The 26,139-nt window shown below is 73.5% G+C and carries 18 protein-coding genes and 2 pseudogenes; 6 read left to right on the top strand and 14 right to left on the bottom strand.

Annotated elements, in window-relative coordinates:
* The first annotated feature begins 186 nt into the window (after nt 1-186).
* Nucleotides 187-3,963 carry an ABC transporter ATP-binding protein gene (locus tag ACZ7MY_RS03320; protein WP_499599362.1) on the top strand — a complete coding sequence of 1,259 codons (3,777 nt, stop codon included), beginning with the start codon at nt 187-189 and terminating at the stop codon, nt 3,961-3,963.
* Between the two features lie 136 nt (nt 3,964-4,099).
* Nucleotides 4,100-5,509, top strand: coding sequence for a S28 family serine protease (locus ACZ7MY_RS03315; protein WP_499599117.1), 1,410 nt, complete (start codon nt 4,100-4,102; stop codon nt 5,507-5,509).
* A gap of 7 nt (nt 5,510-5,516) precedes the next feature.
* Here ACZ7MY_RS03315 and ACZ7MY_RS03310 read toward each other — a convergent pair whose 3' ends face one another.
* The 7 genes from ACZ7MY_RS03310 to ACZ7MY_RS03280 all read right to left on the bottom strand — a co-directional run bounded on the left by ACZ7MY_RS03310 (nt 5,517) and on the right by ACZ7MY_RS03280 (nt 13,179).
* On the bottom strand, nt 5,517-6,137 hold the full coding sequence (locus tag ACZ7MY_RS03310) for a hypothetical protein (protein ID WP_499599116.1): 621 nt from the start codon (nt 6,135-6,137) through the stop codon (nt 5,517-5,519).
* Nucleotides 6,138-6,235: 98 nt separating this feature from the next.
* Nucleotides 6,236-8,029 carry a glycoside hydrolase family 3 protein gene (locus ACZ7MY_RS03305; protein WP_499599114.1) on the bottom strand — a complete coding sequence of 598 codons (1,794 nt, stop codon included), beginning with the start codon at nt 8,027-8,029 and terminating at the stop codon, nt 6,236-6,238.
* 79 nt (nt 8,030-8,108) lie between these two features.
* On the bottom strand, nt 8,109-9,092 hold the full coding sequence (locus ACZ7MY_RS03300) for a hypothetical protein (RefSeq protein ID WP_499599112.1): 984 nt from the start codon (nt 9,090-9,092) through the stop codon (nt 8,109-8,111).
* Between the two features lie 88 nt (nt 9,093-9,180).
* Nucleotides 9,181-10,086 (bottom strand): LysR family transcriptional regulator, encoded by a 906-nt coding sequence (locus tag ACZ7MY_RS03295; RefSeq protein WP_499599110.1) that lies wholly within the window; start codon nt 10,084-10,086, stop codon nt 9,181-9,183.
* 151 nt (nt 10,087-10,237) lie between these two features.
* Nucleotides 10,238-11,035, bottom strand: a complete 798-nt coding sequence (locus tag ACZ7MY_RS03290; protein ID WP_499599109.1) for a sugar phosphate isomerase/epimerase family protein — start codon at nt 11,033-11,035, stop codon at nt 10,238-10,240.
* A gap of 10 nt (nt 11,036-11,045) precedes the next feature.
* The gene (locus ACZ7MY_RS03285; protein ID WP_499599107.1) at nt 11,046-11,960 is read right to left on the bottom strand and encodes a bifunctional helix-turn-helix transcriptional regulator/GNAT family N-acetyltransferase; all 915 of its coding nucleotides are present in this window, start codon (nt 11,958-11,960) and stop codon (nt 11,046-11,048) included.
* 112 nt (nt 11,961-12,072) lie between these two features.
* A complete protein-coding gene (locus tag ACZ7MY_RS03280) occupies nt 12,073-13,179 on the bottom strand; it encodes a LacI family DNA-binding transcriptional regulator (RefSeq protein WP_499599105.1) in 1,107 nt (368 codons plus the stop codon).
* 650 nt (nt 13,180-13,829) lie between these two features.
* On the opposite strand from ACZ7MY_RS03280, the gene ACZ7MY_RS03275 reads away from it, so the two are divergent.
* From ACZ7MY_RS03275 to ACZ7MY_RS03265, 3 genes are read left to right on the top strand one after another with little or no spacing between them, the layout of a single operon-like run.
* Nucleotides 13,830-14,987 carry a Gfo/Idh/MocA family protein gene (locus tag ACZ7MY_RS03275; protein ID WP_499599103.1) on the top strand — a complete coding sequence of 386 codons (1,158 nt, stop codon included), beginning with the start codon at nt 13,830-13,832 and terminating at the stop codon, nt 14,985-14,987.
* Complete coding sequence (locus ACZ7MY_RS03270) at nt 14,984-16,195, top strand: dihydrodipicolinate synthase family protein (protein WP_499599101.1); 1,212 nt, start codon at nt 14,984-14,986, stop codon at nt 16,193-16,195. Before ACZ7MY_RS03275 ends, ACZ7MY_RS03270 begins: the two co-directional genes overlap by 4 nt.
* A 2-nt stretch (nt 16,196-16,197) precedes the next feature.
* Nucleotides 16,198-17,052 carry a sugar phosphate isomerase/epimerase family protein gene (locus ACZ7MY_RS03265; protein ID WP_499599099.1) on the top strand — a complete coding sequence of 285 codons (855 nt, stop codon included), beginning with the start codon at nt 16,198-16,200 and terminating at the stop codon, nt 17,050-17,052.
* A 243-nt stretch (nt 17,053-17,295) separates the two neighbouring features.
* Here ACZ7MY_RS03265 and ACZ7MY_RS03260 read toward each other — a convergent pair whose 3' ends face one another.
* The 7 genes and pseudogenes from ACZ7MY_RS03260 to ACZ7MY_RS03230 all read right to left on the bottom strand — a co-directional run bounded on the left by ACZ7MY_RS03260 (nt 17,296) and on the right by ACZ7MY_RS03230 (nt 23,662).
* Complete coding sequence (locus ACZ7MY_RS03260) at nt 17,296-17,739, bottom strand: DUF937 domain-containing protein (RefSeq protein WP_499599097.1); 444 nt, start codon at nt 17,737-17,739, stop codon at nt 17,296-17,298.
* Between the two features lie 75 nt (nt 17,740-17,814).
* The gene (rbsD, locus tag ACZ7MY_RS03255; RefSeq protein ID WP_499599096.1) at nt 17,815-18,204 is read right to left on the bottom strand and encodes a D-ribose pyranase; all 390 of its coding nucleotides are present in this window, start codon (nt 18,202-18,204) and stop codon (nt 17,815-17,817) included.
* Entirely contained in the window at nt 18,201-19,103 is a 903-nt protein-coding gene (gene rbsK, locus ACZ7MY_RS03250) for a ribokinase (protein ID WP_499599094.1), read from the bottom strand. The genes rbsD and rbsK overlap by 4 nt, the downstream gene beginning before the upstream one ends.
* Nucleotides 19,104-19,144: 41 nt before the next feature.
* Nucleotides 19,145-19,984 (bottom strand): annotated as a pseudogene (locus ACZ7MY_RS03245) (D-ribose ABC transporter substrate-binding protein); the annotation flags it as partial.
* A 156-nt stretch (nt 19,985-20,140) separates the two neighbouring features.
* A pseudogene (locus ACZ7MY_RS03240) lies at nt 20,141-21,112 on the bottom strand (ABC transporter permease); the annotation flags it as partial.
* Nucleotides 21,102-22,622, bottom strand: a complete 1,521-nt coding sequence (locus ACZ7MY_RS03235; RefSeq protein ID WP_499599360.1) for a sugar ABC transporter ATP-binding protein — start codon at nt 22,620-22,622, stop codon at nt 21,102-21,104. The gene ACZ7MY_RS03235 and the pseudogene ACZ7MY_RS03240, both read right to left, overlap by 11 nt.
* A 26-nt stretch (nt 22,623-22,648) precedes the next feature.
* A complete protein-coding gene (locus ACZ7MY_RS03230) occupies nt 22,649-23,662 on the bottom strand; it encodes a LacI family DNA-binding transcriptional regulator (protein ID WP_499599093.1) in 1,014 nt (337 codons plus the stop codon).
* 193 nt (nt 23,663-23,855) lie between these two features.
* On the opposite strand from ACZ7MY_RS03230, the gene recD2 reads away from it, so the two are divergent.
* Nucleotides 23,856-26,075, top strand: a complete 2,220-nt coding sequence (gene recD2 / locus ACZ7MY_RS03225) for an SF1B family DNA helicase RecD2 (protein ID WP_499599092.1) — start codon at nt 23,856-23,858, stop codon at nt 26,073-26,075.
* Nucleotides 26,076-26,139 lie beyond the last annotated feature (64 nt).

Below are 26,139 nucleotides of genomic sequence, written 5' to 3'. Positions count from 1 at the left end.
AGGACCTCAGGCGGAACGCTGTCGGACCCTCGTCGTAGGTTTGTTGCAGGAGGATGAAATCCGCACTCCAACGCGTTGTGATCCTCCGGCGAGAAGGACGGGACGGGAGGACACCGGGTGGCGGCGAAGGACGACGAAGCGAAGGCGGGGCAGACCGTGACGGCCCAGGGCTGGCTGCGACGGCTGATGGGGTACTGCTGGCGCTACCGGGGCAACGTGTCCCTCGCGCTGGGCTCCTCGCTCGCGGGCATGGCCGTGATGGCGCTCGTACCGCTCGTCCCCAAGTTGATCATCGACGACGTCATCGTCAAGCACGACAAGCCGCTCGCCCCGTGGGCCGGCGTGCTGGTCGGCGCCGCCGTCGTGGTCTACCTGATGACCTTCCTGCGCCGCTTCTACGGCGGCAGACTCGCCCTCGACGTGCAGCACGACCTGCGCACGGACATGTTCCACTCGCTCACCCGGCTCGACGGGGCGCGCCAGGACGAGCTCAACACCGGCCAGGTCGTCGGCCGGGCCACCAGTGACCTGCAGCTCATCCAGGGCCTGCTCTTCATGGCGCCGATGATGATCGGCAACGTCCTGCTGTTCGTGCTGTCGCTCGTCGTGATGTTCGTGCTCTCGCCGCTGCTCACCGTGGTCGCCCTCGCCGTCGCGCCCGCCCTGTGGTTCCTCGCCGACCGCAGCCGCAAGCGGCTCTTCCCCGCCACCTGGTACGCGCAGGGGCAGGCCGCCGCCGTCGCCGGGATCGTGGACGGCTCGGTGACCGGCGTCCGCGTCGTGAAGGGCTTCGGCCAGGAGCAGCAGGAGATGTCCAAGCTGCGCTCCGTCAGCGAGCGGCTGTTCGCCGGACGGCTGCGCACCATCCGGCTCAATGCCCGCTACAGCCCCGCCCTGCAGGCGGTGCCCTCGCTCGGGCAGGTCGGCATGCTGGCGCTCGGCGGCTGGATGGCCGTACGGGGCCAGATCACCCTGGGCACCTTCGTCGCCTTCTCGACCTACCTCGCCCAGCTGACCGGCCCGGTGCGCATGCTCACGATGATGCTCACCGTCGGCCAGCAGGCCCGGGCCGGCGTCGAGCGCGTCACCGAACTCATCGACACCCGCCCGAGCCTGGAGGAGGGCGCCGAGCAGCTGTCCCCCGAGGCCGCGGCGACTGTCGAGTTCGACCACGTCAGCTTCGGCTACGACCGCACCCGCCCGGTGCTGGACGACTTCTCGCTCACCGTCGAACCCGGCGAGACCGTCGCCGTCGTCGGCGCCTCCGGCAGCGGCAAGTCGACCGTCTCGCTGCTGCTGCCGCGCTTCTACGACGTGACCGGTGGCGCCGTCCGGGTCGGCGGCCGCGACGTGCGCGACCTCACCTTCGACTCCCTGCGCGACGCCATAGGCCTCGTGCCGGAGGACAGCTTCCTGTTCTCCGACACCGTCCGCGCCAACATCGCCTACGGCCACCCCGACGCCACCGACGAGCAGATCCTCACCGCGACCCGGCACGCCCAGGCGGACGGGTTCATCAGCGCCCTGCCCGAGGGGTACGACACCGTCGTCGGCGAGCAGGGGCTGACCCTCTCCGGGGGCCAGCGCCAGCGCGTCGCCCTGGCCCGCGCCATCCTCACCGACCCGCGGCTGCTCGTCCTCGACGACGCGACCTCCGCCGTCGACGCCCGCGTCGAGGCGGAGATCCACGACGCGCTGCGCGAGGTGATGGCGGGCCGCACGACCCTGCTCATCGCCCACCGCCGCTCCACCCTCGCCCTCGCCGACCGGATCGCCGTGCTGGAGGCCGGCCGGCTGGTCGACGTGGGCACCCACGAGGAGCTGGAAGCCCGTTGCCCGCTGTACCGGCGGCTGCTGACCGACCCCGACGAGCTCGGCTCGGACGTCGTCACCCACGACCCCGCGGGCGAGGTCGTGCCCCTCACCGAATGGCCCGGCGAGGGCGCGGTCGCGGTCCCCGCGTCGCGTCCCGCCGCCTCGGCGCCCGCGGACGGCGGCGTGACCGCCGCCCTGTGGCCGGGGGACCGCCGGCACCGCGACGAGGAGCCGGGACGGGCACAGGGGGCGCCCTCCCCGGCCGCCGTGCGGGGCGGACCGGGCGGGATGGCCTCGGCCATGGCCGGGATGCCCGCGACCCCCGAGCTGCTGGCGCAGGTGGCCGCGCTGCCCCCGGCCCTGGACACCCCGGACGTCGACGAGGACGCGGCGGCCTCCGTCGAGAAGGACTTCGGCCTGCGCAGTCTGCTGCGCGGATTCCGCGGCCCCCTGCTGCTGAGCCTGGTCTTCGTCGCCGTGGACGCGCTGGCCGGGCTGTTGCTGCCCGTCCTGATCCGGCACGGCATCGACTCCGGTGTGCGGCAGGCCGCGCTCGGCGCCGTATGGGTCGCGGCCCTGCTGGGCCTGGCCGTCGTCGCCGCGCAGTGGGCCGCGCAGTGGGGCTCCACGCGCCTGACCGGCCGTACCGGCGAGCGGGTGCTCTACATGCTGCGCGTGAAGATCTTCTCCCACCTGCACCGGCTCGGCCTCGACTACTACGAGCGCGAGCTGAGCGGCCGCATCATGACCCGGATGACGACCGACGTCGACGCGCTCTCGACGTTCCTGCAGACCGGTCTGGTCACCGCGCTGGTCAGCGTGCTCACCTTCCTCGGCATCCTGGGCGCGCTGCTGGTGATCGACGTCCAGCTGGCACTGATCGTCTTCGCCACCCTGCCGGTGCTCTTCGTCGCGACCTGGGTCTTCCGCCGCAAGTCGGTCAAGGCCTACGAGCTGGCCCGGGAACGGGTCAGCGTCGTCAACGCCGACCTGCAGGAGCACGTCGCCGGGCTCCGCGTCGTGCAGGCCTTCCGCGGCGAGCGCGGCGGCGCCGTGCGGTTCGCCGGCCGCAGCGACGCGTACCGGCAGGCGCGCGTGCGCGGCCAGTGGCTGATCTCGGTCTACTTCCCCTTCGTGCAGCTGCTGTCCAGCGTCGCCGCCGCCCTGGTGCTGATCGTCGGTGCCCACCGGGTCGGCGCCGGCACCCTCACCGCCGGCGCGCTGGTGGCGTACCTGCTCTACATCGACCTGTTCTTCTCCCCCGTCCAGCAGCTGTCCCAGGTCTTCGACGGCTACCAGCAGGCGTCGGTGTCCCTGGGCCGCATCCGCGAACTGCTGCGCACGCCCACCGCCACGCCGCCCGCCGAGTCCCCGCGCGGGGTCGGCCGGCTGCGCGGCGAGATCGCCTTCCGCGACGTGCACTTCCGCTACACCGACGAGGGCGCCGAGGCGCTGTCCGGGATCGACCTGCGGATCCCCGCCGGCCAGACGGTGGCTTTCGTCGGCGAGACGGGCGCGGGCAAGTCCACCCTGGTCAAGATGGTCGCCCGGTTCTACGACCCGACCTCGGGCGGCGTCCTCGTCGACGGCCAGGACATCCGCGAGCTCGACCTGACCGGCTACCGGCAGCGGCTCGGCGTCGTCCCGCAGGAGGCGTACCTCTTCGAGGGGACGGTCCGGGACGCCATCGCCTACGGGCGGATGGACGCGACCGACGCCGAGGTGGAGGCCGCGGCGCGCGCCGTCGGCGCCCACGAGATGATCGCCACCCTGGACGGCGGCTACCTGCACTCCGTCTCCGAACGCGGCCGCAACCTCTCCGCCGGACAGCGGCAGTTGATCGCCCTGGCCCGCGCCGAGCTGGTGGACCCGGACGTGCTGCTGCTCGACGAGGCGACGGCCGCCCTGGACCTGGCGACCGAGGCACTGGTCAACCAGGCCGCCGACCGGCTCGCCGTACGCCGTACCACCCTGGTCGTCGCCCACCGGCTGACCACCGCTGCCCGCGCCGACCGGGTCGTCGTCCTCGACCACGGCCGGGTCGTCGAGGACGGCACGCACGAGCAACTCCTCGCCGCCGACGGCCGGTACGCCGCGCTGTGGCGCACCTTCGTCGGCGAGGACGAGAGCAGCGAGGCCGTCGCCTAGACCGCCGCCCCTCGCCGCCCCGCGGCCCGGACCCGGTGGTCCGGGCCGCCGCTCTTTGCCCAACGCCCCCTGGCGGCACATGACTTCCTCCTCATAGGTTCACGGGCGACGCCCGTCGAACCCCGAAGGAGGGGGCATGCGCAACGCGCTCAGATGGCTGCTGGCGCTGGTGTTGCTCATAGGCATCGCCGGCGGTGGAGTCGCCACCGCGACCGCTGACGAGCCGGACATCAGGGACCGCATCCTGGCGATACCCGGGATGAGCCTGATCGAGGAGAAGCCGGTCACCGGATACCGCTTCTTCGTCCTCGACTACACGCAGCCGGTGGACCACCGGCACCCGTCCAAGGGGACGTTCAAGCAGCGGATCACCGTGCTGCACAAGGGGACCGACCGGCCCACCGTCTTCTACACCTCCGGCTACGGCCTCTCCACCACCCCCTCGCGCCGTGAGCCGACGCAGATTGTCGACGGCAACCAGGTCTCGATGGAGTACCGCTTCTTCACGCCGTCCCGTCCGGCCCCCGCCGACTGGTCCAAGCTCGACATCTGGCAGGCTGCCAGCGACCAGCACCGCATCTACCGGGCCCTCAGCCGGATCTACGCCGAGAACTGGCTCGCCACCGGCGCCAGCAAGGGCGGCATGACGGCCACGTACTACCGCCGCTTCTACCCGCACGACATGGCCGGTACGGTCGCCTACGTCGCCCCCAACGACGTGGTGAACGACGAGGACTCCGCCTACACCCGCTTCTTCCGCACCGTCGGCACCGCCGACTGCCGGGCGAAGCTGAACGCCGTGCAGCGCGAGGCGCTCGTCCGCCGGGGCGAGATCGTCGCCCGCTACCAGAAGTACGCCGCGGACAACGGGCTGACCTTCACCACCGTCGGCAGCGCCGACCGGGCGTACGAGAACGTGGTGCTCGACCTGGTGTGGGCCTTCTGGCAGTACCACCAGCAGGCGGAGTGCGCGGACGTCCCCGCGGCGAGCGCCACGACGGACGCGATCTACTCCTTCGTCGACTCCGTCTCCGGCTTCGACTTCTACACCGACCAGGGCCTGGAGTACTACACGCCGTACTACTACCAGGCCGGCACCCAGCTCGGCGCCCCGACGTTCGCCACCCCGCACCTGAAGGGGCTGCTGCGCTACCCCGGGATCTACCAGCCGCGCTCCTACGTGCCGCGCTCCATCCCGATGCGCTTCCAGCCCCGCGCGATGCACGACGTCGACTCCTGGGTGCGCCACCACGCGGAGCGGATGCTGTTCGTGTACGGGTCCAACGACCCGTGGGGAGCCGAGCCGTTCCGGCTCTCGCGCGGCGCGCACGACTCCTATGTGATGTGGGCGCCCGGCGCCAACCACGGCGCGGTCATCGGCGCGCTCGGCGCGGCGGACCGCGCCAAGGCCACCGCCGAGGTGCTGGAGTGGGCCGGGGTCGCCCCCGCGGCCGTACGCGCCGACCCCGGGTCGGCCAGGCCCCTGGCGGCGTACGACGCCAAGCTCGACCGGAGCACCGAGGCCGCCGGCCGGCTGCCCTTCTGATCGGGTGTCAGAGCCGGCGGGCGCATCCCACGCCCGCCGGCCCCGCGCCCACCCCGACGTACAGGGCCGTGCCCGTGGGGCAGGACCCGCGGCCGCGGGCCAGCTCCACGACCCGGAACTGCGGGGCGTGCGGCCCCGATCCGTCGCAGGGCGTCTCCTTCACCTGTCCCTTCCGGGACGTGTAGACGCAGTCGCCCGCGATCGTGCGGGGCCCGCCGCCCCCGCCCGGGTCCCCGGGGTGAGGTGCCGCCAGGTTGCGCATGCAGGCGTAGCCCTGGGGGCGGGCGGCGGTGACGGTGAGCAGGAAGTCCGTGGTCGGCGGGCAGCGGTCGCCGGCCCGTGCGGCGGCCGGGGGAGCGGGTGACGGCGAGGCCGGCAGCAGCCCGTACAGCCGGCCGACGACGCGGGCGCGGGCGGCCGGGTCCGAGCAGCCCACCTCCCGGTAGGCGCCGGCCCGGTCGCGGGCCGCGCAGTCGCCGCGGTCCAGGAAGACCGCGTCATGGGTGACGGACGGGACAACGGGAGCGGCGGCGCCGCTACCCGTGCCGCCCGGGCCCGGCGAGCAGGCGGCGAGCACCACCGCGACCAGCCACGCCGCTCCCAGGAGCTGTCCGGACAACACGCGCATGGCGGCCCCCCACCCGTCCCCCGGGCGAGTTGCCCGTTTTCGGCAGGATAGGTGGCGTGGCCCCTTTCCGGGAGGGGCCGCCCCCGCGCGCCGCGGGCTCAGTACCGCAGGCCCCAGCCGACCGGGTAGAGGGTCCGTGACGGGTCGTCCGCGGCGGGTACCGCCACCGGCAGCTTCCCGGTGGGCCGCACCTTGCCGGCCAGCACCCGTGCCGCCGCCCGCATCGACACGTCCGTCCAGCCGTAGGTGGCCAGGGACGCGGCCACCCCCTCCAGCCGCGCGACGTCGTACGGGTTGCGGATCGCGACCTGCACCACCGGCACGCCGGTGGCGACGAGCGCGGCGACCAGCGCGATCTGGCCCGTCGACGCCCCGGTGACGTTGTACGTGGCCACCACCACCGCGTCCTTGTCCCGCGCGGCGGCCGCCGCCTGGTCGATCGCGGCCTGCCCCGGCGCGGTCCCGGTCGACAGGACCTGGGCGGTGTGCCCGAGGCCGGCCAGCGCCGCGCCGAGCACCGCGGTGGGCGGGCCGCCGGTGCCCGAGGGCGCGGCCGGGTCGGCGCCGACGACCAGCAGCCGACGGTGGGCCGGCAGCGGCAGCGTCCCCCGGTTCGCCAGCAGCGTCACGGTGCGTTCGGTGATCCGGTCGGCCTCCGCCAGGTGGCCGCGGGTGCCGACCGTCCGGTCCACGCCGCGGTGGGTGACGTACGGGTCGTCGAGCAGCCCGCGCCGCGCCTTGAGCGTGAGGATCCGGGTGAGGGACTCGTCGAGGCGCTCCTCGGTGAGCTCCCCGGACCGCACGGCGGCCAGCACGCCCTGCCAGGCGGTCTCCAGGACCGGCGGGTTGAGCAACTGGTCGGCGCCGGCCTTCAGGGCGAGCACCGGGACGCGGTCGTCACCGTACTTCTGGCGTACGCCCTCCATGCCGAGGGAGTCGGTGACGACCACGCCGTCGTAGCCGAGTTCCTCGCGCAGGATGCCGGTGAGGATCGGCCGCGACAGCGTGGCGGGGTCGCCGGAGTCGTCGAGGGCGGGCACCAGGATGTGCGCGGTCATGATCGAGTCGATGCCGGCGGCGATCGCGGCGCGGAACGGCGGGGCGTCCAGGCGCCGCCACTCCTCCAGCGAGTGCGTGATGACCGGCAGGGCGTAGTGGCTGTCCGTGCCGGTGTCGCCGTGCCCGGGGAAGTGCTTGGCGGTGGCGACGACCCCGGCCCGCTGGTAGCCCTCCACCTGGGCGGCGACGAGCGCGGCCACGGCCTTCGGGTCGGCGCCGAAGGAGCGCACGCCGATCACGGGGTTGGCGGGGTTGACGTTGACGTCGGCGACCGGCGCGTAGTCCTGGCCGATGCCCATCGCCGCCAGTTCGGCCCCGGCGACGGCCGCGGCCCGCCGGGCGTCCCGGGTGCTGCCGCCCGCACCGAGCGCCATCCCGCCCGGGAAGAGCGTGGCGGGGGAGCCGACCCGGGCGACGGCGCCGTGCTCCTGGTCGGTGGAGATCAGCAGCGGGATCCGGGACGACCGCTGGATGCCGTTGGAGAGGTCGGCGATCTGGTGCGGATCACGGGTGTTGTGGGCCCACGCGAAGTAGATGATGCCGCCGACGTGGTACTTCGCGATCAGCTCGGCGGCGTCGGAGACCCCGATCTCGGCCTGGTTCGCGGCCACGTCGGCCGGATCGGGGGCGGTGGCCGAATGGCCGTACACGCGCATGACGAAGAGCTGGCCGATCTTCTCCTCGATGCTCATGCGGTCGATGAGCGCACGGACGCGTCTGCGGTCGGCCGCGGCCGCGCTCGCGGTGCCCGGGACGCCGAGGGCGAGGGCGGTGGAGGCGGCCGCGGTGGCACCGAGCACCGTGCGGCGGGAGGGACGGGGACGGCTGTGCATGACGGACTCCTTCCGGCAGGAGGAGGCGGAGGCGCTGAAAGAAACCTTCAAGCAGACACGCTTAGCCGGAAAGTAATTGTCAGTCAATGAGTCGGGCACGCTCCGGCACGAGCACCGCCGGCACCGCGAGCACCGCCGCGTAGTGCTGGACCTGGACGCACCGGATGTGCTCGTCCCCGGTGGGGGAGGCCGAGATCTCCTGCCGGCCGATGGTCAGGACGGCCCCGGTGGGCGCGCAGCCGGTCAGCACGAAGGCGAAGCGCCGCTCGTCCGGGCGCCGGGGATGCCGTGCCAGCTGCTCGCGCAGCGCGGCCGCCCCCTTGCGGGGCAGACCCGCGAGGAAGGCGTCGAGCTGCCGGGCCGTGGTGACCTCGGCACTGCGCCGGCCGACGCGATCCCGCATCCCCTCCAGGCCGCCGAACGCCACCGTGCTCCCCGGGGCCGGCGGATCGGCCCGCGGGTCCGCCTCCTGTGCGAAGCGCGGCCGCTTCGGCATCCGGTCGCGCGGCACCTCGAACACGGTGACCACCTGGTTGGCGACCAGGCACTGACCCATCGGCCGCTGCGCCAGGCCGAGCGTCAGCCGGTCGCCGCCCCGGAAGAGGACGGCGTCCCTGGTGCTGTTGCAGCCGGTCGTCCGGCTCCAGGCGACGAGGACCGAGCGCGAGAAGTCGGTCCGCGCGGCACGCCGCGCGATGTCGTCGGCGATCTCCGGTGCCGACTTCATGAAGTAGCCGGGGAACCGGCCCAGGTCGCGCTCGCCGTCGAGGACCGTGTGCACCGCGGGCACCCGGCGCGTGGTCTCGGTGAAGTACACGCGGCGGGTGGAGACCGTCCCGTTCCCCGGCGGGGACGGCGACGGCGGCGACGACAGCGACGTCGAGGACACGGACGGCACGGCGGGGGCGCCGGACGGCGCCGGACCGGCGGGCAGGGTGGCGATCGCGGAGGTGGAGGGGCCGCCACCGGCGTTGTCGGAGGGGGGTACGCCGGTGGCGGGCTGCTGCCGGCCGCATGCGGCGGAGAGGGTTGTCAGCGACGCAGCCAGCAGCGTGACCGACACCGCTTTGCGGAGACTCCCCGGCAGCACGCGGGTTGGACGGGACGGGGACGCGAACGGTTCCCTGCGGATGGGTGCCATCCGCCCATGGTCAGGCAACGACCCCCGGGTAGTGGGCGCGCAACGCCCGGACCGTCTCCGTGATGGCCGGACGTCGCGACGCCCCCGTCCGCCACAAGGCGTAAAGCCGCCGCACGGGAGCCGGCTCCAGCGGCACCACGACCACACCCTCCGGCACCGGCCCGCGCCCCAGCCGCGGCACCAGCGCGATCCCCAGCCCGGCCGCCACCAGCGCCAACTGCGTCTGGTACTCGGCGACCTGGAACGCCAGGTCCGGCTCGGTGCCCGCCTCCCGCAGGGTCCGCACCAGCCAGTCGTGGCACACGTGCCCGGGCGGCTGGCAGATCCACCGCTCGTCGACGACGTCCTCGCGGACCAGCGCGGCGCGCGCCGCCAGCGGATGCCCGGCCGGGACCAGCACGTCGCAGTGGTCCTCGCCGATCACCACCCGCTCCAGCCCTTCGGGGGCGGGCAGCGGGGCGATGTCCCAGTCGTGCACCACGGCCAGGTCGACGACGCCGCGCGAGACCAGGTCGACCGAAAGGTGCGCGCCCTCCTCCACCAGCCGAAGCTCCAGCGACGGGTGCGCGGCCGTCAGCCCGGCGAGCACCTCCGGGAGCAGACCGCGCGCGGCGGTCGGGAAGGCGGCCATGGTCAGCCGTCCGGTGGGGCGGCCGCGCCGCTCCTCCAGCGCCACCTCGGCCCGCTCCACGATCGCCATCAGCTCCTGCGCGGTCTCCGCCAGCAGCTGGGCGGCCTCGGTCAGCGCCACACCGCGCCCCTGCCGCTCCAGCAGCGTCGTACGGGTCTCCCGCTCCAGCTTGGCGATCTGCTGGGACACGGCGGAGGCCGTGTAGCCGAGCGCCGTGGCCGCGGCCCCCACCGATCCGTGCACGTGCACGGCGTGCAGCGCCCGCAGCCGGGCCAGGTCCAGCATCCGTTCACCTCGTCATCCCGTGCGCCCGCCGGGAGGGCACACCGTTCAGCAATGCTGAAACCGACAGCTTGGCAGCACTCGCTGGTGCTTAAGGGTACGGGTGCCCGGGGCCGGGCGCGGGCGTTGGGGCCGGAGGCGGGCTCAAGCGGGCTCAGGCGGACTCGCCGAGCAGCCGCAGCAGGTGCGAACGTCCCCGCGACAGCAGTTCCGGCAGCGCCCGCACCTGCGGGTACCAGCGCTTCTCGTACTCCCAGCACAGCCAGCCGTCCCAGTCCGCCCGGCTGAGCACCTCCACCGTGCCGGCCAGCGGCAGCGCCCCGTGGCCGAGCGGCAGCGGGGTGGTGTCCGCCGCCGATGAGACGTCCTTGACCTGCACGTAGCCCAGGTAGGGGGCGAGCACCGGATAGGTGTGCTCGGGCTGCTCGCCGCCCAGCCACGGGTGCATCACGTCCCAGAGCGCGCCCGCGTGGTGATGGCCCACCAGCCCCAGGATCCGCGCCACGTCCGCGCCGGTCCGGTGCGAGTCGTGGGTCTCCACCAGGACGCGCACGCCCGCGTCCGCCGCCTCCGGGGCGACCGCGGCCAGCCGGCGGGCCGCCCTGGTGTCCGCGGCGTCCCTGTCGTCCTCGCCGCCGCCGGGGAACACCCGTACGTAGGAGGCGCCGAGGTCGGCGGCGAGGCGTACGTGGTCGCGCAGCCCGCGCAGCGCGGGGGCGTCCTCGCCCGGAGCGGCCACCTGCACGTAGGAGGCGACCGCCAGGATTGCGACGCCGGAGCCGCGGAACTCCCCCGCCACGTCGGCACGCTGCCGTTCCGTCAGGCCGCTGTGCACCGGCTCCTCGTGACCCGCCCGCAGCTCCACGCCGTGGTAGCCGTGCTCCGCGGCGAGCCGGACCACGTCCGGCACGGGGAGCCCCGGCACGCCGAGGGTCGAGAACGCGAGCTTCACTTTTCGGACGTTACAGCACCAGTCGCCAGTCCTGCCCGACGAGATCGCGGCCGAAGCTGCGGTGCGGCTTCTGCCCGACGAGCTCGAAACCGGCCGCCTCGTAGATGCGCCGGGCGGAGACCAGGACATCGTTGGTCCACAGCACCAGCTCGCGGTGGCCGGCCGCGCGGGCGTGCGCGACGCAGGCCTCGACCAGCCGGCGGCCGATGCCGTGGCCCCGGGCGGCCGGGTCCACCAGGAGCAGGCGCAGCCGCGCCGTGCCGGGTGCGTCGTCGCGTACGCAGAAGACGCAGCCGGCGCGCTCGCCGTCGAGTTCGGCGATCCAGGCCCGTTCGTGGCCGTCCGCGACGATCCGGGCGACGAGGGTCTCGTACTCGGCGTTCCAGCCGTACTCATCGGCGTAGACCTCCGCGTTGCGCTGGACCACCCAGCCGAGGTCGCCGGGGCGCGGCTCCCGCAGCCGGACCCGGGCCGCGGCGGGGGGCCGGGTGTCGGCGGCGTCGCCGCCGAGGACGTCGCGTACCGTGCGCATGGCCTCGGTGAGGCGGTCGCGGTCGTGCGGGGCAAGCCCGCCGACCAGGGACCCGACCGCTTCCCGTGACCGTTCCTCCAGCAGCCGGGCGGCCTCGCGACCGTCGGGCGTCAGCTCCACGCGCTGCCGCCTGGCGTCCCGTGGTGACGGCGCGCGGGTCAGCAGGCCCCGTTCCCCGAAGGCCGCCAGCATCCGGCTGAGCTGGCCGGCGTCCACGGACAGGGCCGTGCGCAGGTCGGCGGCGTCCAGCCCGCCGTCGGGTGCGTGGGCGAGTTCGTAGAGGACGCGGGCCTCGGTGAGGGTGTACGGCGTGTGCAGGTGGCGGCTGTAGTCGAGCGCGCCGATGAGGTTGGTGTAGAAGCGGTTGAACGCCCGGATCTCCTGGACGGTCACGGCGGTCCTCCCGGAAATTCTTTGACTGGGTCAAAGATAATCCGACCCGGGTGGTCCTGCACAGGTACGGGCCCCCGGTACGGGCGCGCGCGCCGGGGCGCTCCCGCGGCCGCTACGCGACCTTCCGCGGCGCCGCCGTCGACGCCCGCACCATCAGTTCCGTCCGTACGGTCGCCAGCCCGCCGGGAGGCGGCGCCTGCCGCCCCATGACCAGGCGCCCCGCGCGGGCGCCCGCCTCCTGCAGCGGTATGCGCACCGTCGTGAGCGCGGGGACGGCGTCCACGCTGAAGGGCAGGTCGTCGAAGCCGGCGACCGAGACGTCCTCGGGGATGCGCAGCCCGCGCTCGCGCAGCGCCGCGCAGACGCCGAGCGCCACCGTGTCGTTGGCGGCGACGACGGCCGTGAGCCCCGGTTCGCGGCGCAGCAGCTCCAGCGCGGCATCGTAGCCGGAGGAGCGGTCGTAGTAGCCGTGCACGGTGAGGCGGTCGAGTTCGGCGGGGGAGCCCGCGAGTCCGGCCTCGGCCAGGGCGGTGCGATGGCCCTCCAGGCGGTGCCGGGTGGTGCTGCGCTCGGCGGGGCCCGCGACGTAGCCGATCGTGCGGTGGCCGAGGCCCAGCAGGTGCTCGGTCAGGCGCTGCGCGCCGCCGCGGTTGTCGAAGGCGACGGTCATCACGGAGTCCGCGGCGGGCCCGGCCAGGCCGGCGAGCTCGGGCAGCGGCGGGCGGCCGCACAGCACGATCCGGGTGCCGGAGGCGGCGAGCCGGGCGAGACGGCCGGCCACGGCGGCGCTGTGACCGGTGCCCTCCACGGCGCCGCCGGTGAGCACCACGCCGGCGGCGCGCTGCCGTTCCAGCAGGGTCAGGTAGTTGAGCTCGGCCTCGGGGGAGCCCCCGGTGTTGCAGACCACGGCGAGCTTCCCGGCACCCGCGGGCGGCCCCGACGGCTGTTCGGCGCCGCCGCAGATCTCGCTCTGCACGGCGCTGGCCATGAGCCCGAAGAAGGGGTCGGCGACGTCGTTGACCAGGACCCCGACCAGGTCGGAGGTGGCGGCGGCCAGTGCGCGGGCGTGCCCGTTCACGACGTAGTCGAGGTCGTCGACGGCCCGCAGCACCCGCTCGCGCGTACTGCCCGCGACCGGGTAGTTGCCGTTCAGGACGCGCGAGACGGTCGCGGCGGACACTCCGGCGCGCGCCGCCACGTCGGCGAGGGTCACTGCCATCTCGTCTGTTTCCTCCGGGTCGGTCATCCCCGGGCCCTCCGCCCGTAGCGGCACATGTTCTCACCTCGGGGGCCGCCGGGGGAGCGGAGTCGCGGGGCACCTTGCCGGGGGTCCCGCACCGCGGTGGGGTGGCGATCTTGGCAAGCGCTTTCTGTAAACGTTTCAGAGGTCGTGGCGTGCCGTGGCCGTCGTCGGCGGAGCCCGCCGCGGAGCCTGTTGCGGGGTCCCCGGCGGCCCCGCGGCGGCCGTGGTCCGGGGCCGTGGTCCGGGGTCGTCGCGGGAGGTCCGTCGCGCCGCGTCCGGCCGGTCGCGCCGAACACCCCACGGCGGGTGGCGCGTCGGGACCCGGGGTGCCGGAGCCCGGGGCGCACGGAGCGCCGCCGTGGGCGCACGCCGACGGCATCCGGTGTCGCCGGTCGTGCGGGCCTGCCGCCGTGCGGGCACCGCCCCGGGGTGCCGGGAGGTGAATGCGACGCGCCGGGGACATCGCCGCCCCGCGTCCGGAACGATGACCCCACGTCAGGCGGGGGACGCGCGGCCGCCCTTCGCCGTGTCCCCTCTTGTCGGCGGTGTCCGGCAGCCGTTAGCGTGAGCAGAGGGAAAGCGCTTACTGTCACCGCCCGGAGATCCACGGGAGAGGGGAACCCCACGTGACACGCAGGACCGTGCGGATCGCCATGAACGGCGTCACCGGACGCATGGGCCACCGCCAGCACCTCGTCCGCTCGATCCTCGCCCTGCGCGAGCAGGGCGGACTCGACCTCGGTGACGGCACGGTGCTGTGGCCGGAGCCCGTCCTCGTCGGCCGCCGCGAGCACGCGCTGCGCGCCCTCGCCGAACGCCACGGCCTGGACCCCACCCTGGTCTCCACCGACCTGGACGCCGTGCTCGCCGACCCCGCCACCGAGATCTACTTCGACGCCCAGGTCACCGCCGCCCGCGAGGAGGCGATCACCAAGGCGATCGCCGCCGGCAAGCACATCTACACCGAGAAGCCCACCGCGACCGGCCTGGACGGGGCGCTGCGGCTGGCCCGCCTCGCCACAGAGGCCGGAGTGCGCCACGGCGTCGTCCAGGACAAGCTCTTCCTCCCGGGGCTGCTCAAGCTCCGGCGGCTGATCGACGGCGGCTTCTTCGGGCGGATCCTCTCCGTCCGCGGCGAGTTCGGCTACTGGGTCTTCGAGGGCGACCGGCAGCCGGCACAGCGCCCCTCGTGGAACTACCGCGCCGCGGACGGCGGCGGCATCGTCGCGGACATGTTCCCGCACTGGGAGTACGTCCTCCACGAGCTGTTCGGCCGGGTGCTCTCCGTGCAGGCGCTCGCCACCACGCACGTCCCGCAGCGCTGGGACGAGCAGCGCAAGCCCTACGACGCCACGGCCGACGACGCCGCCTACGGGATCTTCGAGCTCGAGGGCGGCGTGGTCGCCCAGATCAACTCCTCGTGGGCCGTGCGCGTCAACCGCGGCGAACTGGTGGAGTTCCAGGTCGACGGCACCGAGGGCTCGGCCGTCGCGGGGCTGCGCGACTGCCGGGTCCAGCACCGCTCCACCACCCCCAGGCCGGTCTGGAACCCCGACCTGCCCGCCACCGAGGTCTTCCGCGACCAGTGGCAGGAGGTGCCGGACAACGGGGAGTTCGAGAACGGCTTCAAGGCCCAGTGGGAACTGTTCCTGCGCCACGTCCACCTCGGCGAGCCCTACACCCGGGACCTGCTGGCCGGTGCCCGCGGTGTGCAGCTCGCCGAACTGGGCCTGCGTTCCTCCGCCGAGGGCCGCCGGTTCGATGTACCGGAGCTGACGCTGTGACACTCCTCCACCTCCCTACTGAATCGGGCGAGTTGTCCGCGTACCGGCCGCGCACCGAGCCCGCCGCCCACGCCGTGGCTCCCACGACGCCGGACGAGCCGCGCAGGCGCGTCGTCTATGCGGCGGCCCACGTCGTCGCCGACCCCTTCCGCACGGCGGCCGACCGGCCCGCCGCGCTGGACTGGGAGGCCACGCTGGCCTTCCGCCGCCACCTGTGGTCTCACGGACTGGGCGTCGCCGAGGCCATGGACACCGCCCAGCGCGGCATGGGCCTGGACTGGGCCGGGGCCGCCGAACTGATCCGCCGTTCCTCCGCCGAAGCCCGTGCCGAGGGCGGCCGCATCGTCTGCGGCGTGGGCACCGACCAGCTGTCGCCCACCGGGTTCGGCCACCCCTACGGCCTCGCCGGCATTCGGGCCGCCTACGAGGAGCAGCTCGCCGTCGTCGAGGACGCGGGCTCGCGGGCCGTGCTCATGGCCTCGCGCGCGCTGGCCGCCGTCGCCAAGGGACCCGACGACTACCTGGAGGTCTACGGCCACCTCCTGCGCCAGGCGGCCGGGCCCGTCGTGCTGCACTGGCTGGGCCCGATGTTCGACCCCGCGCTGGAGGGCTACTGGGGCAGCACGGACCTGGACGCCGCCACCGCCACCCTCCTCGAGGTGATCGCCGCCCACCCCGGCAAGGTCGACGGCGTCAAGATCTCCCTGCTCGACGCCGGGCGCGAGGTCGAGTTGCGCCGCCGCCTCCCCGCCGGCGTGCGCTGCTACACCGGCGACGACTTCCACTACCCCGAACTGATCGCCGGCGACGAACGGGGCTTCAGCCACGCCCTGCTCGGCGTCTTCGACCCGCTCGCGCCGCTCGCCGCGCGGGCCCTGCACCTGCTGGACGACGAAGGGGGCGACGGCGGCGACGGCCCCCGCGAAGCCCGCGGCGCCGCGGGCTTCCGGGCACTGCTCGACCCCACCGTCGAGCTCTCCCGCCACCTCTTCGGCGCCCCGACCCGGCACTACAAGACGGGCGTCGTCCTCCTGGCCTGGCTGGCCGGCCACCAGTCGCACTTCACGATGGTCGGTGGTCTCCACTCGGCACGCTCCCTCCCCCATCTGGCCCGCGCCTACGAACTGGCGGACCGGATCGGACTCTTCCCCGACCCGGTGCTCGCCGCCTCGCGCGTGCGCCGGCTTCTCTCCGTGTACGGAGTGTGACATTGCGTACTGACAATCGGCCCTCCGGGGACCTCGCGCGGCTCAGCGTCAACCAGGAGACCGTGCGGCAACTGCCGCTCCCCGAACTGGTCGAGGGGCTGGTGACGCTCGGTGTCCCCGGCGTCGGACTGTGGCGCGGCCCGGTCCACGAGTACGGCGTCGAGGCCGCGGCGAAGCTGGTGCGCGAGGCCGGGCTCACGGTCACCACGCTCTGCCGCGGGGGCTTCTTCACCGCCTCCGACCCGGACGAGCGCGCCGCCGCCCTCGCCGACAACCGGGCGGCGGTCGACGAGGCGGCGGCCCTGGGCACCGGCACCCTCGTCCTGGTCTCCGGTGGCCTTCCCGCCGGCGACCGCGATCTCGCCGGTGCCCGTGAACGCGTCGCCGACGCGGTCGCCGGGCTCGCCCCGTACGCGGAGGACCGCGGGGTGCGGCTGGCGATCGAGCCGCTGCACCCGATGTACGCCTCCGACCGCTGCGTGGTCTCGACCCTCGCCCAGGCCCTCGGCATCGCCGAACGTTTCCCCGCGCGGCAGGTCGGCGTCGTCGTGGACACCTACCACCTGTGGTGGGACGACCGGGCGCCCCAGGACATCGCACGGGCCGGCGCCGGCGGCCGGATCGCCGCGTTCCAGCTCGCCGACTGGGTCACCCCGCTCCCGGAGGGCGTGCTCCTGGGCCGCGGCCAGCTCGGGGACGGCTGCATCGACCTCCGAGGCTTCCGCGAGCTGGTGGACGCGGCCGGTTACACGGGAGCGGTCGAGGTGGAGATCTTCAACCCCGCGCTGTGGGCCCGGGACGGGGCCGGGGTGCTGGCCGAGACGGCCGACAGGTACCGCCGCCACGTGCTCCGGTGAATCCCTGAAAACTTTTTCCGGCAGCCGTACAACCATCCCCGGGGCCGGTGTGTCTACGTACCGTCAAGACCCAGAGGGGGGCCTCACACGGGTCTTGAGTGGGGGAGAGCGTGAAGCCCGGAGGGGGCTCGGGGCATCGCGCAGAGGGAGGGGAACGCCAAAGGGGTCCGGCCGAGCCGGACCCCTTTCGCCATGTCCGCCCGGTCGTCCGGGACCTGCCCGGCCCTCGCGCCCCGCCGCCGCTCAGCGCTTCTCGCGGGCCCGCCGGGCCAGCACGGCCGCCATCACGGGGATCACCGTCTGCAGCACCGCCGTGACCGTCTCGACCGGGAGCCCGGTCCGTTTGGCCACCGCTCGCGCCGCCGGCCCGGCGACCTTCGCCAGTACGGCCGCCAGCACCCCGCGGCCCGGTTCCGCCCCCGTACCGCCCTGCACCCCGGCGAAGCCGACGGCGGCCGCCGGCAGCGGCTCGGGCTCGTTCGCGGCCTGTTCCATGGCCTGGCACAGCTCGGCGGTGCCGCCGGGCGTCACCGCGTCGTCGGTCAGCACCCCGGTGATCGAGGCCACCGCGCTCCCCACGACCTGCTGCGCCTGGTCGGCGTCGGTCCCGAGCAGCTCGGTGATCTCCCGGAGCCGGTCGTCCCCCAGCTCCTCCAGCACCTCGTCCTTCAGCGGTCGGTCGCTCATGGTCGGGACGCTACGCGCGATCCGCCCGCCCGGCCCGCCGACCGCAGCCGGACGGATGTACGCAACGCGTACGGCCTAGAAGGGCACGCCGCAGCGCAGGATGACGTTGGCGTACGGCCGGGACTCGCCGGTGCGGACGACGAGGCGGGCCTGCCGGGTGCGGGCCTTGAACTCCTCGTGCGGGACCAGCTCCAGGTCGGGGAAGGCCCCGTCGAGCCGGGCGGTCACCTCGGGATTGTGCTCGCGGACCTCCTTGGCCGCGATCGCGCCCTCCACCACCAGTTCCTCCAGCAGTCCGTCGAGGACCTCGGAGAAGGACGGGGTGCCGGCCCGGAACGCGAGGTCGACGACGATCGGCCCGGGAGGGATCGGGAGCCCCGCGTCGCAGACCACGACCAGGTCGGTGTGGCCGAGCACGGCGAGGGCGCCCGCGAGGTGGCGGTTGAGGATTCCGGACTTCTTCACAGCTGACCCACTTCTTCGAGGGTGGGGAAGGATTCCTGCGCACCCGGCTTCGTGACGGCGGCGGCGCCCACCCGCACCGCGAACCGCACCGCGGTCACCAGGTCGTCGCCCGCGCCGAGCCGCCAGGCCAGCGCCCCCGTGAAGGAGTCGCCGGCGCCGGTGGTGTCGACGGCGGACACGCGCGGGCTGGGTATGCGCACGGTGCCGTCCGCCGTCGCGGCGAGCGCGCCCGCCGCGCCGAGCGTGACGACCACGGAGCGCGGGCCGAGCGCGAGCAGCCCCGCCGCCCACGCCTCGGGGGTGTCCCCGGCCCCGGTGCCGAGCAGGACGCGTGCCTCGTGCTCGTTGACCACGATGGGGTCGCAGCCGGCGAGCACCTCACGCGGCAGCGCGGCGGGGGGCGAGGGGTTCAGTACGACCCGCGTGCCGGCCTCCGTGGCCGTCGCCACGGCGGCGGCCACGGACTCCAGGGGGATCTCCAGTTGCAACGAGATCACCTTGGCGGCGGCCAGCAGCTCGCGCGCCCCGGCCACGTCCGCCGCGGTGAGCCGGGCGTTGGCGCCCGGCGACACCACGATGCTGTTGTCGCCCGAGGGGTCCACGGTGATCAGCGCGACGCCCGTGGGGGCGCCGCCGCTCAGGACACCGGTGGTGTCGACGCCGGCCGATCTCAGCGAACCGGTGAGCAGCCGCCCGTGGGCGTCGTCGCCGACCCGCGCGAGGAGCGCCGTGCGCGCGCCCAGGCGGGCCGCGGCGACGGCCTGGTTGGCCCCCTTGCCACCCGGGTGGGTGGCGAGGTCCGAGCCGAGGACCGTCTCGCCCGCCGCGGGGCGGCGGTCGACGTGGATCACCAGGTCGGCGTTGGCCGACCCTACGACCACCAGGTCGTAGCCGTGCATCTGCGTGTCCCTTCGGGGTCCAGCCGTACCGGTGCGGCCTGTCAGGAGGAGAAGTCGGCGACGTTCTTCTCGGTGACGACCTTGACCGGAACCTTCACCAGGCTGCCGAGCTTCTCGCCCTTGGCGGCCTTCACCGCGTTCTGCACGGCCAGCTTGCCGAGCTCCTTCGGCTGCTGGGCGACGGACGCCGTGAGGGTGCCGGCCTTGACCGCGGTCAGGCCGTCGGGAGTGCCGTCGAAGCCGACGACCTTGACCGACTTGCCGGCCTTGTCGCCCAGCGCCTTGATGGCGCCGAGGGCCATCTCGTCGTTCTGCGCGAAGACACCGGTGACGTCGGAGTGGGCCTGCAGCAGGTTGGTCATGACGTCCAGGCCCTTGGTGCGGTCGAAGTCGGCGGCCTGCTCGGCCACGACCTTGATGCCCGGGTAGGCCTTGATGCCCTCGTCGAAGCCCTGGCCGCGCTCGTTGGCCGCGGAGGTGCCCGCGGTGCCCTGGAGGACGACCACGGTGCCCTTGCCGCCCAGCGACTCGGCCAGGGTCTTCGCGGCGAGCCGGCCGCCCTCGACGTTGTCGGAGGCGACGGTGGTGGCGAGCTCGGCGTTGTTGACGCCGCGGTCGGCCGCGACGACGGGGATGCCGGCCTTGTTGGCGGCCTTGACGGAGGGGCCGGCCGCGTCGGAGTCGACCGGGTTGACGACGATCGACTTCACGTTCTGGCTGGTGAAGTTCTGCAGCTGGTTGGCCTGCTGCGACGCGTCGTTCTGCGCGTCGGTGACGGTCAGGTCCACGCCCTCCTTCTTCGCCTCGGCCTGCGCGCCCTCCTTCAGCTGCACGAAGAACGGGTTGTTGAGGGTGGAGACCGACAGGCCCACCTTGATGTCGGAGGACGAGCCGGAGCCGGAGTTGCAGGCGGTCGCGGTGAGCGCGAGGGCGGCGACGGCGACGGTGGTGGCGGAGATGAGCTTGGTGCGCATGAGGGTTCCTTGCTGGTGCGGTGCGGAGAAGAAGAGGGGGTCCGGGGTGCGCGCGGCGCGTCAGGCGCGGCGGCGCAGGGTGTCGAGCAGGACGGCCAGCGCGATGACCGCGCCGATGACGACCTGCTGCCAGAAGGCGGAGACCGAGAGGAGGTTGAGGCCGTTGCGGAGGACGGCGAGGATCAGCGCGCCGATCAGGGTGCCGGACGCCTTGCCGACGCCGCCGGAGAGGCTGGCGCCGCCGATGACGACCGCCGCGATGGCGTCCAGCTCGTAGCCGTACGCGGCCTGCGGCTGCGCCGAGGCGAGACGGGAGGCGAGCACGATGCCCGCGACCGCGGCGAAGAGGCCGGACAGCGCGTAGATGATGATCTTCTGGCGCTTGACGCGGATGCCGGAGAGGCGGGCCGCCTCCTCGTTGCCGCCGATCGCGTACATGGCACGGCCCATGTAGGTGCGGCCGAGGATGATCGCCGTGGCGGCGCCCGCGACGATCATCACCAGGACCGGTACGGGCAGCCAGCCGCCGATGGTGTCGCCCAGGTGGGAGACGGAGTCGGGGAACGCGATGGGGCTGCCCTGGGAGATGACCAGGGTGAGGCCGCGGCCGATCGAGAGCATCGCGAGGGTCGCGATGAACGGCGGCAGCTTGCCGAAGGAGATCAGCAGGCCGCTCAGGAGGCCGCTGGCGACACCGGTGGCGACGGACAGCACGACCGCCAGCCACACCGGCAGGCCGGCCGAACTCGCGCTCCAGGCCAGCACCGTCGCGGAGAGCGCCGCGACCGAGCCCACCGACAGGTCGATGCCGGCCGCGACGATCACGAAGGTGGAGCCGAAGGCGAGGATGGCGACGACCGCCGCCTGGACGCCGACGTTGAGCAGGTTCTGCGTGGACAGGAAGTCGCCCGACAGGAACGACAGTGCCACGAGCAGGACGACCAGGGCGCTGAGCGCGCCGTTGTTGAGGAGCACACGGCGTGCCGCGGCGACGCCGCCCGTGTCCGTACTGCTTTTGAGCGTGTCAGTGGCCACGGGAGCCCTCCACATCCTTCGTTGCTGTTGCGTTGCCGCCCTCGGCGGGCGCTGTGCCGACGGCCAGGGCCATGACGGAGTCCTGGGTGGCCTCGTGCGCGGGGAGTTCGCCGGCGATCCGGCCCTGGGACATCACCAGGACGCGGTCGCTCATGCCCAGCACCTCGGGGAGGTCGCTGGAGATCATCAGCACCGCGTGGCCGGAGGCCGTGAGTTCGTTGATGAGCTGGTAGATCTCGACCTTGGCGCCGACGTCGATGCCCCGGGTCGGTTCGTCGAGGATGAGCACCTTGGTGTCGGCCAGCAGCCACTTGCCGATGACGACCTTCTGCTGGTTGCCGCCCGACAGGGTGCGCACGTGCTGGTGGAGCCCGGCCATGCGGACCTTGAGCTGCCCGGAGATCCGGTCCGCCGCCTTGCGCTGCCCGGCCCGGTCGACGAACCCGGCGCGGGTCGCGCGTCCGAGGGTGACCAGGCCCAGGTTCTCCTGGATGGTGGCGTCCAGCACCAGGCCCTGGCCCTTGCGGTCCTCGGGCACCAGGCCGATGCCCGCGTCCATGGCGGCGTTGACGTCGTGGCGGCGCAGCCGCCTGCCCAGCACCTCGACCGTGCCGGAGTCGTACGGGTCGGCGCCGAAGACCGCGCGGACGACCTCGGTGCGTCCGGCGCCGACGAGGCCCGCCAGGCCCACGACCTCGCCGGCCCGCACCTCGAAACTCACGTCGTGGAAGACGCCGCCCCGGGTGAGGCCCTCGACCCGCAGCAGGGGCGCGCCCGCTTCGGCGCGCTCTCGCGGGTACTGCTGCTCGATGCTGCGGCCGACCATCAGCCGGACGAGTTCGTCCTCGGGGGTGCTCGCGGGCACCTGGGCGACGCTGCGGCCGTCGCGCAGGACGGTGACGCGGTCGCCGAGGGCGGCGATCTCCTCCAGGTGGTGGGTGATGAAGACGATGCCGACGCCGTCCTCGCGCAGCTTGCGCACGATCCGGAAGAGCTTGTCGACCTCCTCGCTGGTGAGGACGGCGGTCGGCTCGTCCATGATCAGGACGCGCGCCTCCAGGCTGAGTGCCTTGGCGATCTCCACCATCTGCAGGCGGGCGATGCCCAGTTCGGAGACCGGGGTGCGCGGGTCGACGTCCACACCGACCCGGGCCAGCAGGGCCGCGGCGTCCGCGTTCATCTGCTTGCGGTTCACCAGGCCCAGACGGCGCGGCTGGCGGCCCAGGAAGATGTTCTCGGCGACGCTCAGCGCCGGGACGAGGTTGAACTCCTGGTAGATGGTCGTGATGCCCAGCTTCTCGGCGTCCTGCGCACCGTGGATGCGCACCTCGTCGCCGTCGACGAGGATCCGGCCCCCGTCGGGGCGGTTCGCGCCGGAGAGCATCTTGATCAGGGTGCTCTTGCCCGCGCCGTTCTCGCCGAGCAGGACGTGCACCTCGCCTCCGCGCAGGTCGAAGTCGACGCCGTCGAGGGCCACCACACCGGGGAACACCTTGCGGACGCCCTCCATGCGGAGGAGCTCGGGGCTGCTCGTGCTCAACGGGGGCTCCCTTCGGACGCGCCGCAGGAGCGGCGGACTACGAGACGGGCGGAGACGGTGACCGACGGCGCCGGCCTGCCCTCCACGCGGTCGATCAGCGAGCGCACGGCCGCGCGGCCGAGTTCGCCCGTGGGCTGGGCGATGGCGGTGATCGGCGGATCGGTGTGGAGGAACCAGGGGATGTCGTCGAAGGCGGCGAGCGCGATGTCGTCGGGCACGCGCAGGCCGCGGGCGCGGATCTCGTCCATGGCGCCGAGCGCCATGAGGTTGTCCGCGGCGAAGACCACGTCGGGCGGGACCGGCAGGTCGAGGAAGCGGGCGACGGCCCGGCGGCCGCTGTCGGCCTGGAAGTCGCCCTGCCCGACGTACTCGTCGGGCAGCGGCAGGCCGAAGGCGGCCAGTGCCTCGCGGAAGGCCTGCACGCGCTCGCGGCCCGTGGTGGTCGCGGCGGGGCCCGCGATGATCGCCAGCCGGCGGTGGCCCAGGCCGTGGAGGTGGGCGACCAGGTCGCGCACCGCGTCGCAGCCGTCGGTGCGGACCACCGGGACGTCGTTGCCTATGCCGGGGATCCAGCGGTCGACGAAGACCATCGGGGTGCCGGAGCGCACCGCGTCCAGGATCAGCGGGGAACCGCCGTCGGTGGGACTGACCAGCAGTCCGTCGATGCGGCGGTCCAGCAGCGTGCGGATGTGGTGGTCCTGCTGCTCCGGCCGCTCGTCGGCGTTGCCGATGATCACGCTGTAGCCCAGCGCCCTGGCCTCGTCCTCCACGGAGCGGGCGAGCTCGGTGAAGAAGGGGTTCAGCACGTCGCTGATGACCAGGCCGAGGGTCCGGGTCTGGTCGGTGCGCAGGGAGCGCGCCACCGCGTTGGGCCGGTAGCCGAGTTCGGCCACGGCCTCCAGCACCCGGGTGCGGGTGCCCGGGCGGACCGCCGGGTGGTCGTTGAGCACGCGGGAGACCGTCGCGACGGAGACACCGGCGCGTGATGCCACGTCCTTGATGCTCGCCACCCGTCCCACCTCCTCGTGGAATCGATTACAAAGAGGATTGGAATCGATTACATGCTTCGAGGCAAGAGCACGAAACCGGATCGTTACATTCCGAGAGGCGGCCGGGGGGAGTTGTCCACAGGGTCCCGGCGGTCTGTCGGGGCCGGGCGGTACCGTCGGATCACATCGCAGATCCGAGGAGGTGGCCCGCGCCGTGGGGGAGTTGAGACCGGCCGTCGTCGAGGGCGTCCTCGAGCGGATCACCTATGCGAATGAGGAGAACGGGTACACGGTCGCCCGGGTCGACACCGGCCGGGGCGGCGGCGACCTGCTGACCGTGGTCGGCTCGCTGCTGGGTGCCCAGCCGGGGGAGTCGCTGCGGATGGAGGGCCGTTGGGGCTCCCACCCGCAGTACGGCAAGCAGTTCACCGTCGAGAACTACACCACCGTCCTCCCGGCCACGATCCAGGGCATTCGGCGTTACCTCGGCTCCGGGCTGATCAAGGGCATCGGCCCGCGCATCGCCGAGCGGATCGTCGAGCACTTCGGCACCGCCACCCTGGACGTCATCGAGCAGGAGCCCGCCCGGCTGGTGGAGGTCCCGGGTCTCGGTCCCAAGCGCACCAAGCTGATCGGCGCCGCGTGGGAGGAGCAGAAGGCGATCAAGGAGGTCATGGTCTTCCTCCAGGGCGTGGGCGTGTCGACCTCGATCGCGGTGCGGATCTACAAGGAGTACGGCGACTCCTCGATCTCCGTGGTGAAGAACCAGCCCTACCGGCTGGCGGCCGACGTCTGGGGCATCGGCTTCCTCACCGCGGACCGGATCGCGCAGGCCGTCGGCATCCCGCACGACAGCCCCGACCGGGTCAAGGCCGGCCTCCAGTACGCCCTTTCCCAGGCGACCGACAGCGGCAACTGCTTCCTGCCCGAGGAGCAGTTGCTCTCCGACGCGGTGAAGCTCCTCCAGGTGGACACCGGCCTGGTCATCGACTGCCTCGCGGAGCTGGCCGGCGAGGAGGGGGTGGTCGTCGAGCCCGTGCCCGCCCCCGACGGCGGTGGCGACCCGGTCCGCGCGGTCTACCTGGTGCCCTTCCACCGGGCGGAGATCTCCCTGGCCGGCTCGCTGCTGCGGCTGCTGCGCGGCCCGGAGGACCGGATGCCCGCCTTCCACGACGTCGACTGGGAGAAGGCGCTGGCCTGGCTCGCCGAGCGCACGGGCGCGGACCTCGCCCCCGAGCAGCAGCAGGCGGTGCGGCTGGCGCTCACCGAGAAGGTCGCCGTGCTGACCGGCGGTCCTGGCTGCGGGAAGTCCTTCACGGTCAAGTCCGTGGTGGAACTGGCGCGGGCGAAGAAGGCCAAGGTCCTGCTGGCCGCGCCGACGGGACGGGCGGCCAAGCGGCTGGCGGAGCTGACCGGGGCCGAGGCGTCGACGGTCCACCGGCTGCTGGAGCTCAAGCCGGGCGGGGACGCCGCGTACGACCGGGACCGGCCCCTCGACGCCGACCTGGTCGTCGTCGACGAGGCCTCGATGCTCGACCTGCTGCTGGCGAACAAGCTGGTCAAGGCCGTGCCGCCGGGGGCGCACCTGCTCTTCGTCGGCGATGTGGACCAGTTGCCCAGCGTCGGCGCCGGCGAGGTGCTGCGTGATCTGCTGGCCGAGGGCGGTCCCGTCCCGTCCGTCCGGCTGACCCGCATCTTCCGGCAGGCCCAGCAGTCCGGCGTGGTGACCAACGCGCACCGGATCAACTCCGGAGCGCACCCGGTCACCCAGGGACTCGACGACTTCTTCCTCTTCGTGGAGGAGGACGGCGAGGAGACGGCCCGGCTCACGGTGGACGTGGCGGCCCGCCGCATCCCGCGCCGGTTCGGCCTCGACCCGCGCCGCGACGTCCAGGTGCTCGCCCCCATGCACCGCGGCCCCGCGGGCGCCGGCGTGCTGAACGGGCTGCTGCAGCAGGCGGTCACCCCGGCCCGCCCCGACCTGCCGGAGCGGCGCTTCGGCGGCCGGACCTTCCGCGTCGGCGACAAGGTGACACAGATCAGGAACAACTATGAAAAAGGCGCCAATGGCGTCTTCAATGGAACCGTGGGGGTCGTCACCTCCCTGGACACCGTGGAGCAGCGGCTCACCGTACTGACCGACGAGGACGAGGAGATCCCTTACGACTTCGACGAGCTGGACGAGCTGGCGCACGCCTACGCGGTGACGATCCACCGGTCACAGGGCAGCGAATACCCCGCCGTCGTGATCCCCGTCACCACCGGCGCATGGATGATGCTCCAGCGGAACCTGCTGTATACCGCCGTTACCCGGGCAAAGCGCCTGGTCGTGCTCGTGGGTTCGCGCAGGGCGATCGGCCAGGCGGTCCGTACCGTCTCCGCAGGCAGACGCTTCACGGCCCTCGACCACCGGCTGGCGCGGGCGGCAAAATAGGCACTGGGTGCCACCATTCGGCTCCCCGACCGACCCCGAGTGCACGTGGCCACGCCAAATGGGG

Source organism: Streptomyces sp. NPDC111520, from assembly GCF_055635295.1.
Note: the sequence above shows the minus strand (reverse complement) of the source record. Positions and strands in the feature narration are given on the sequence as shown.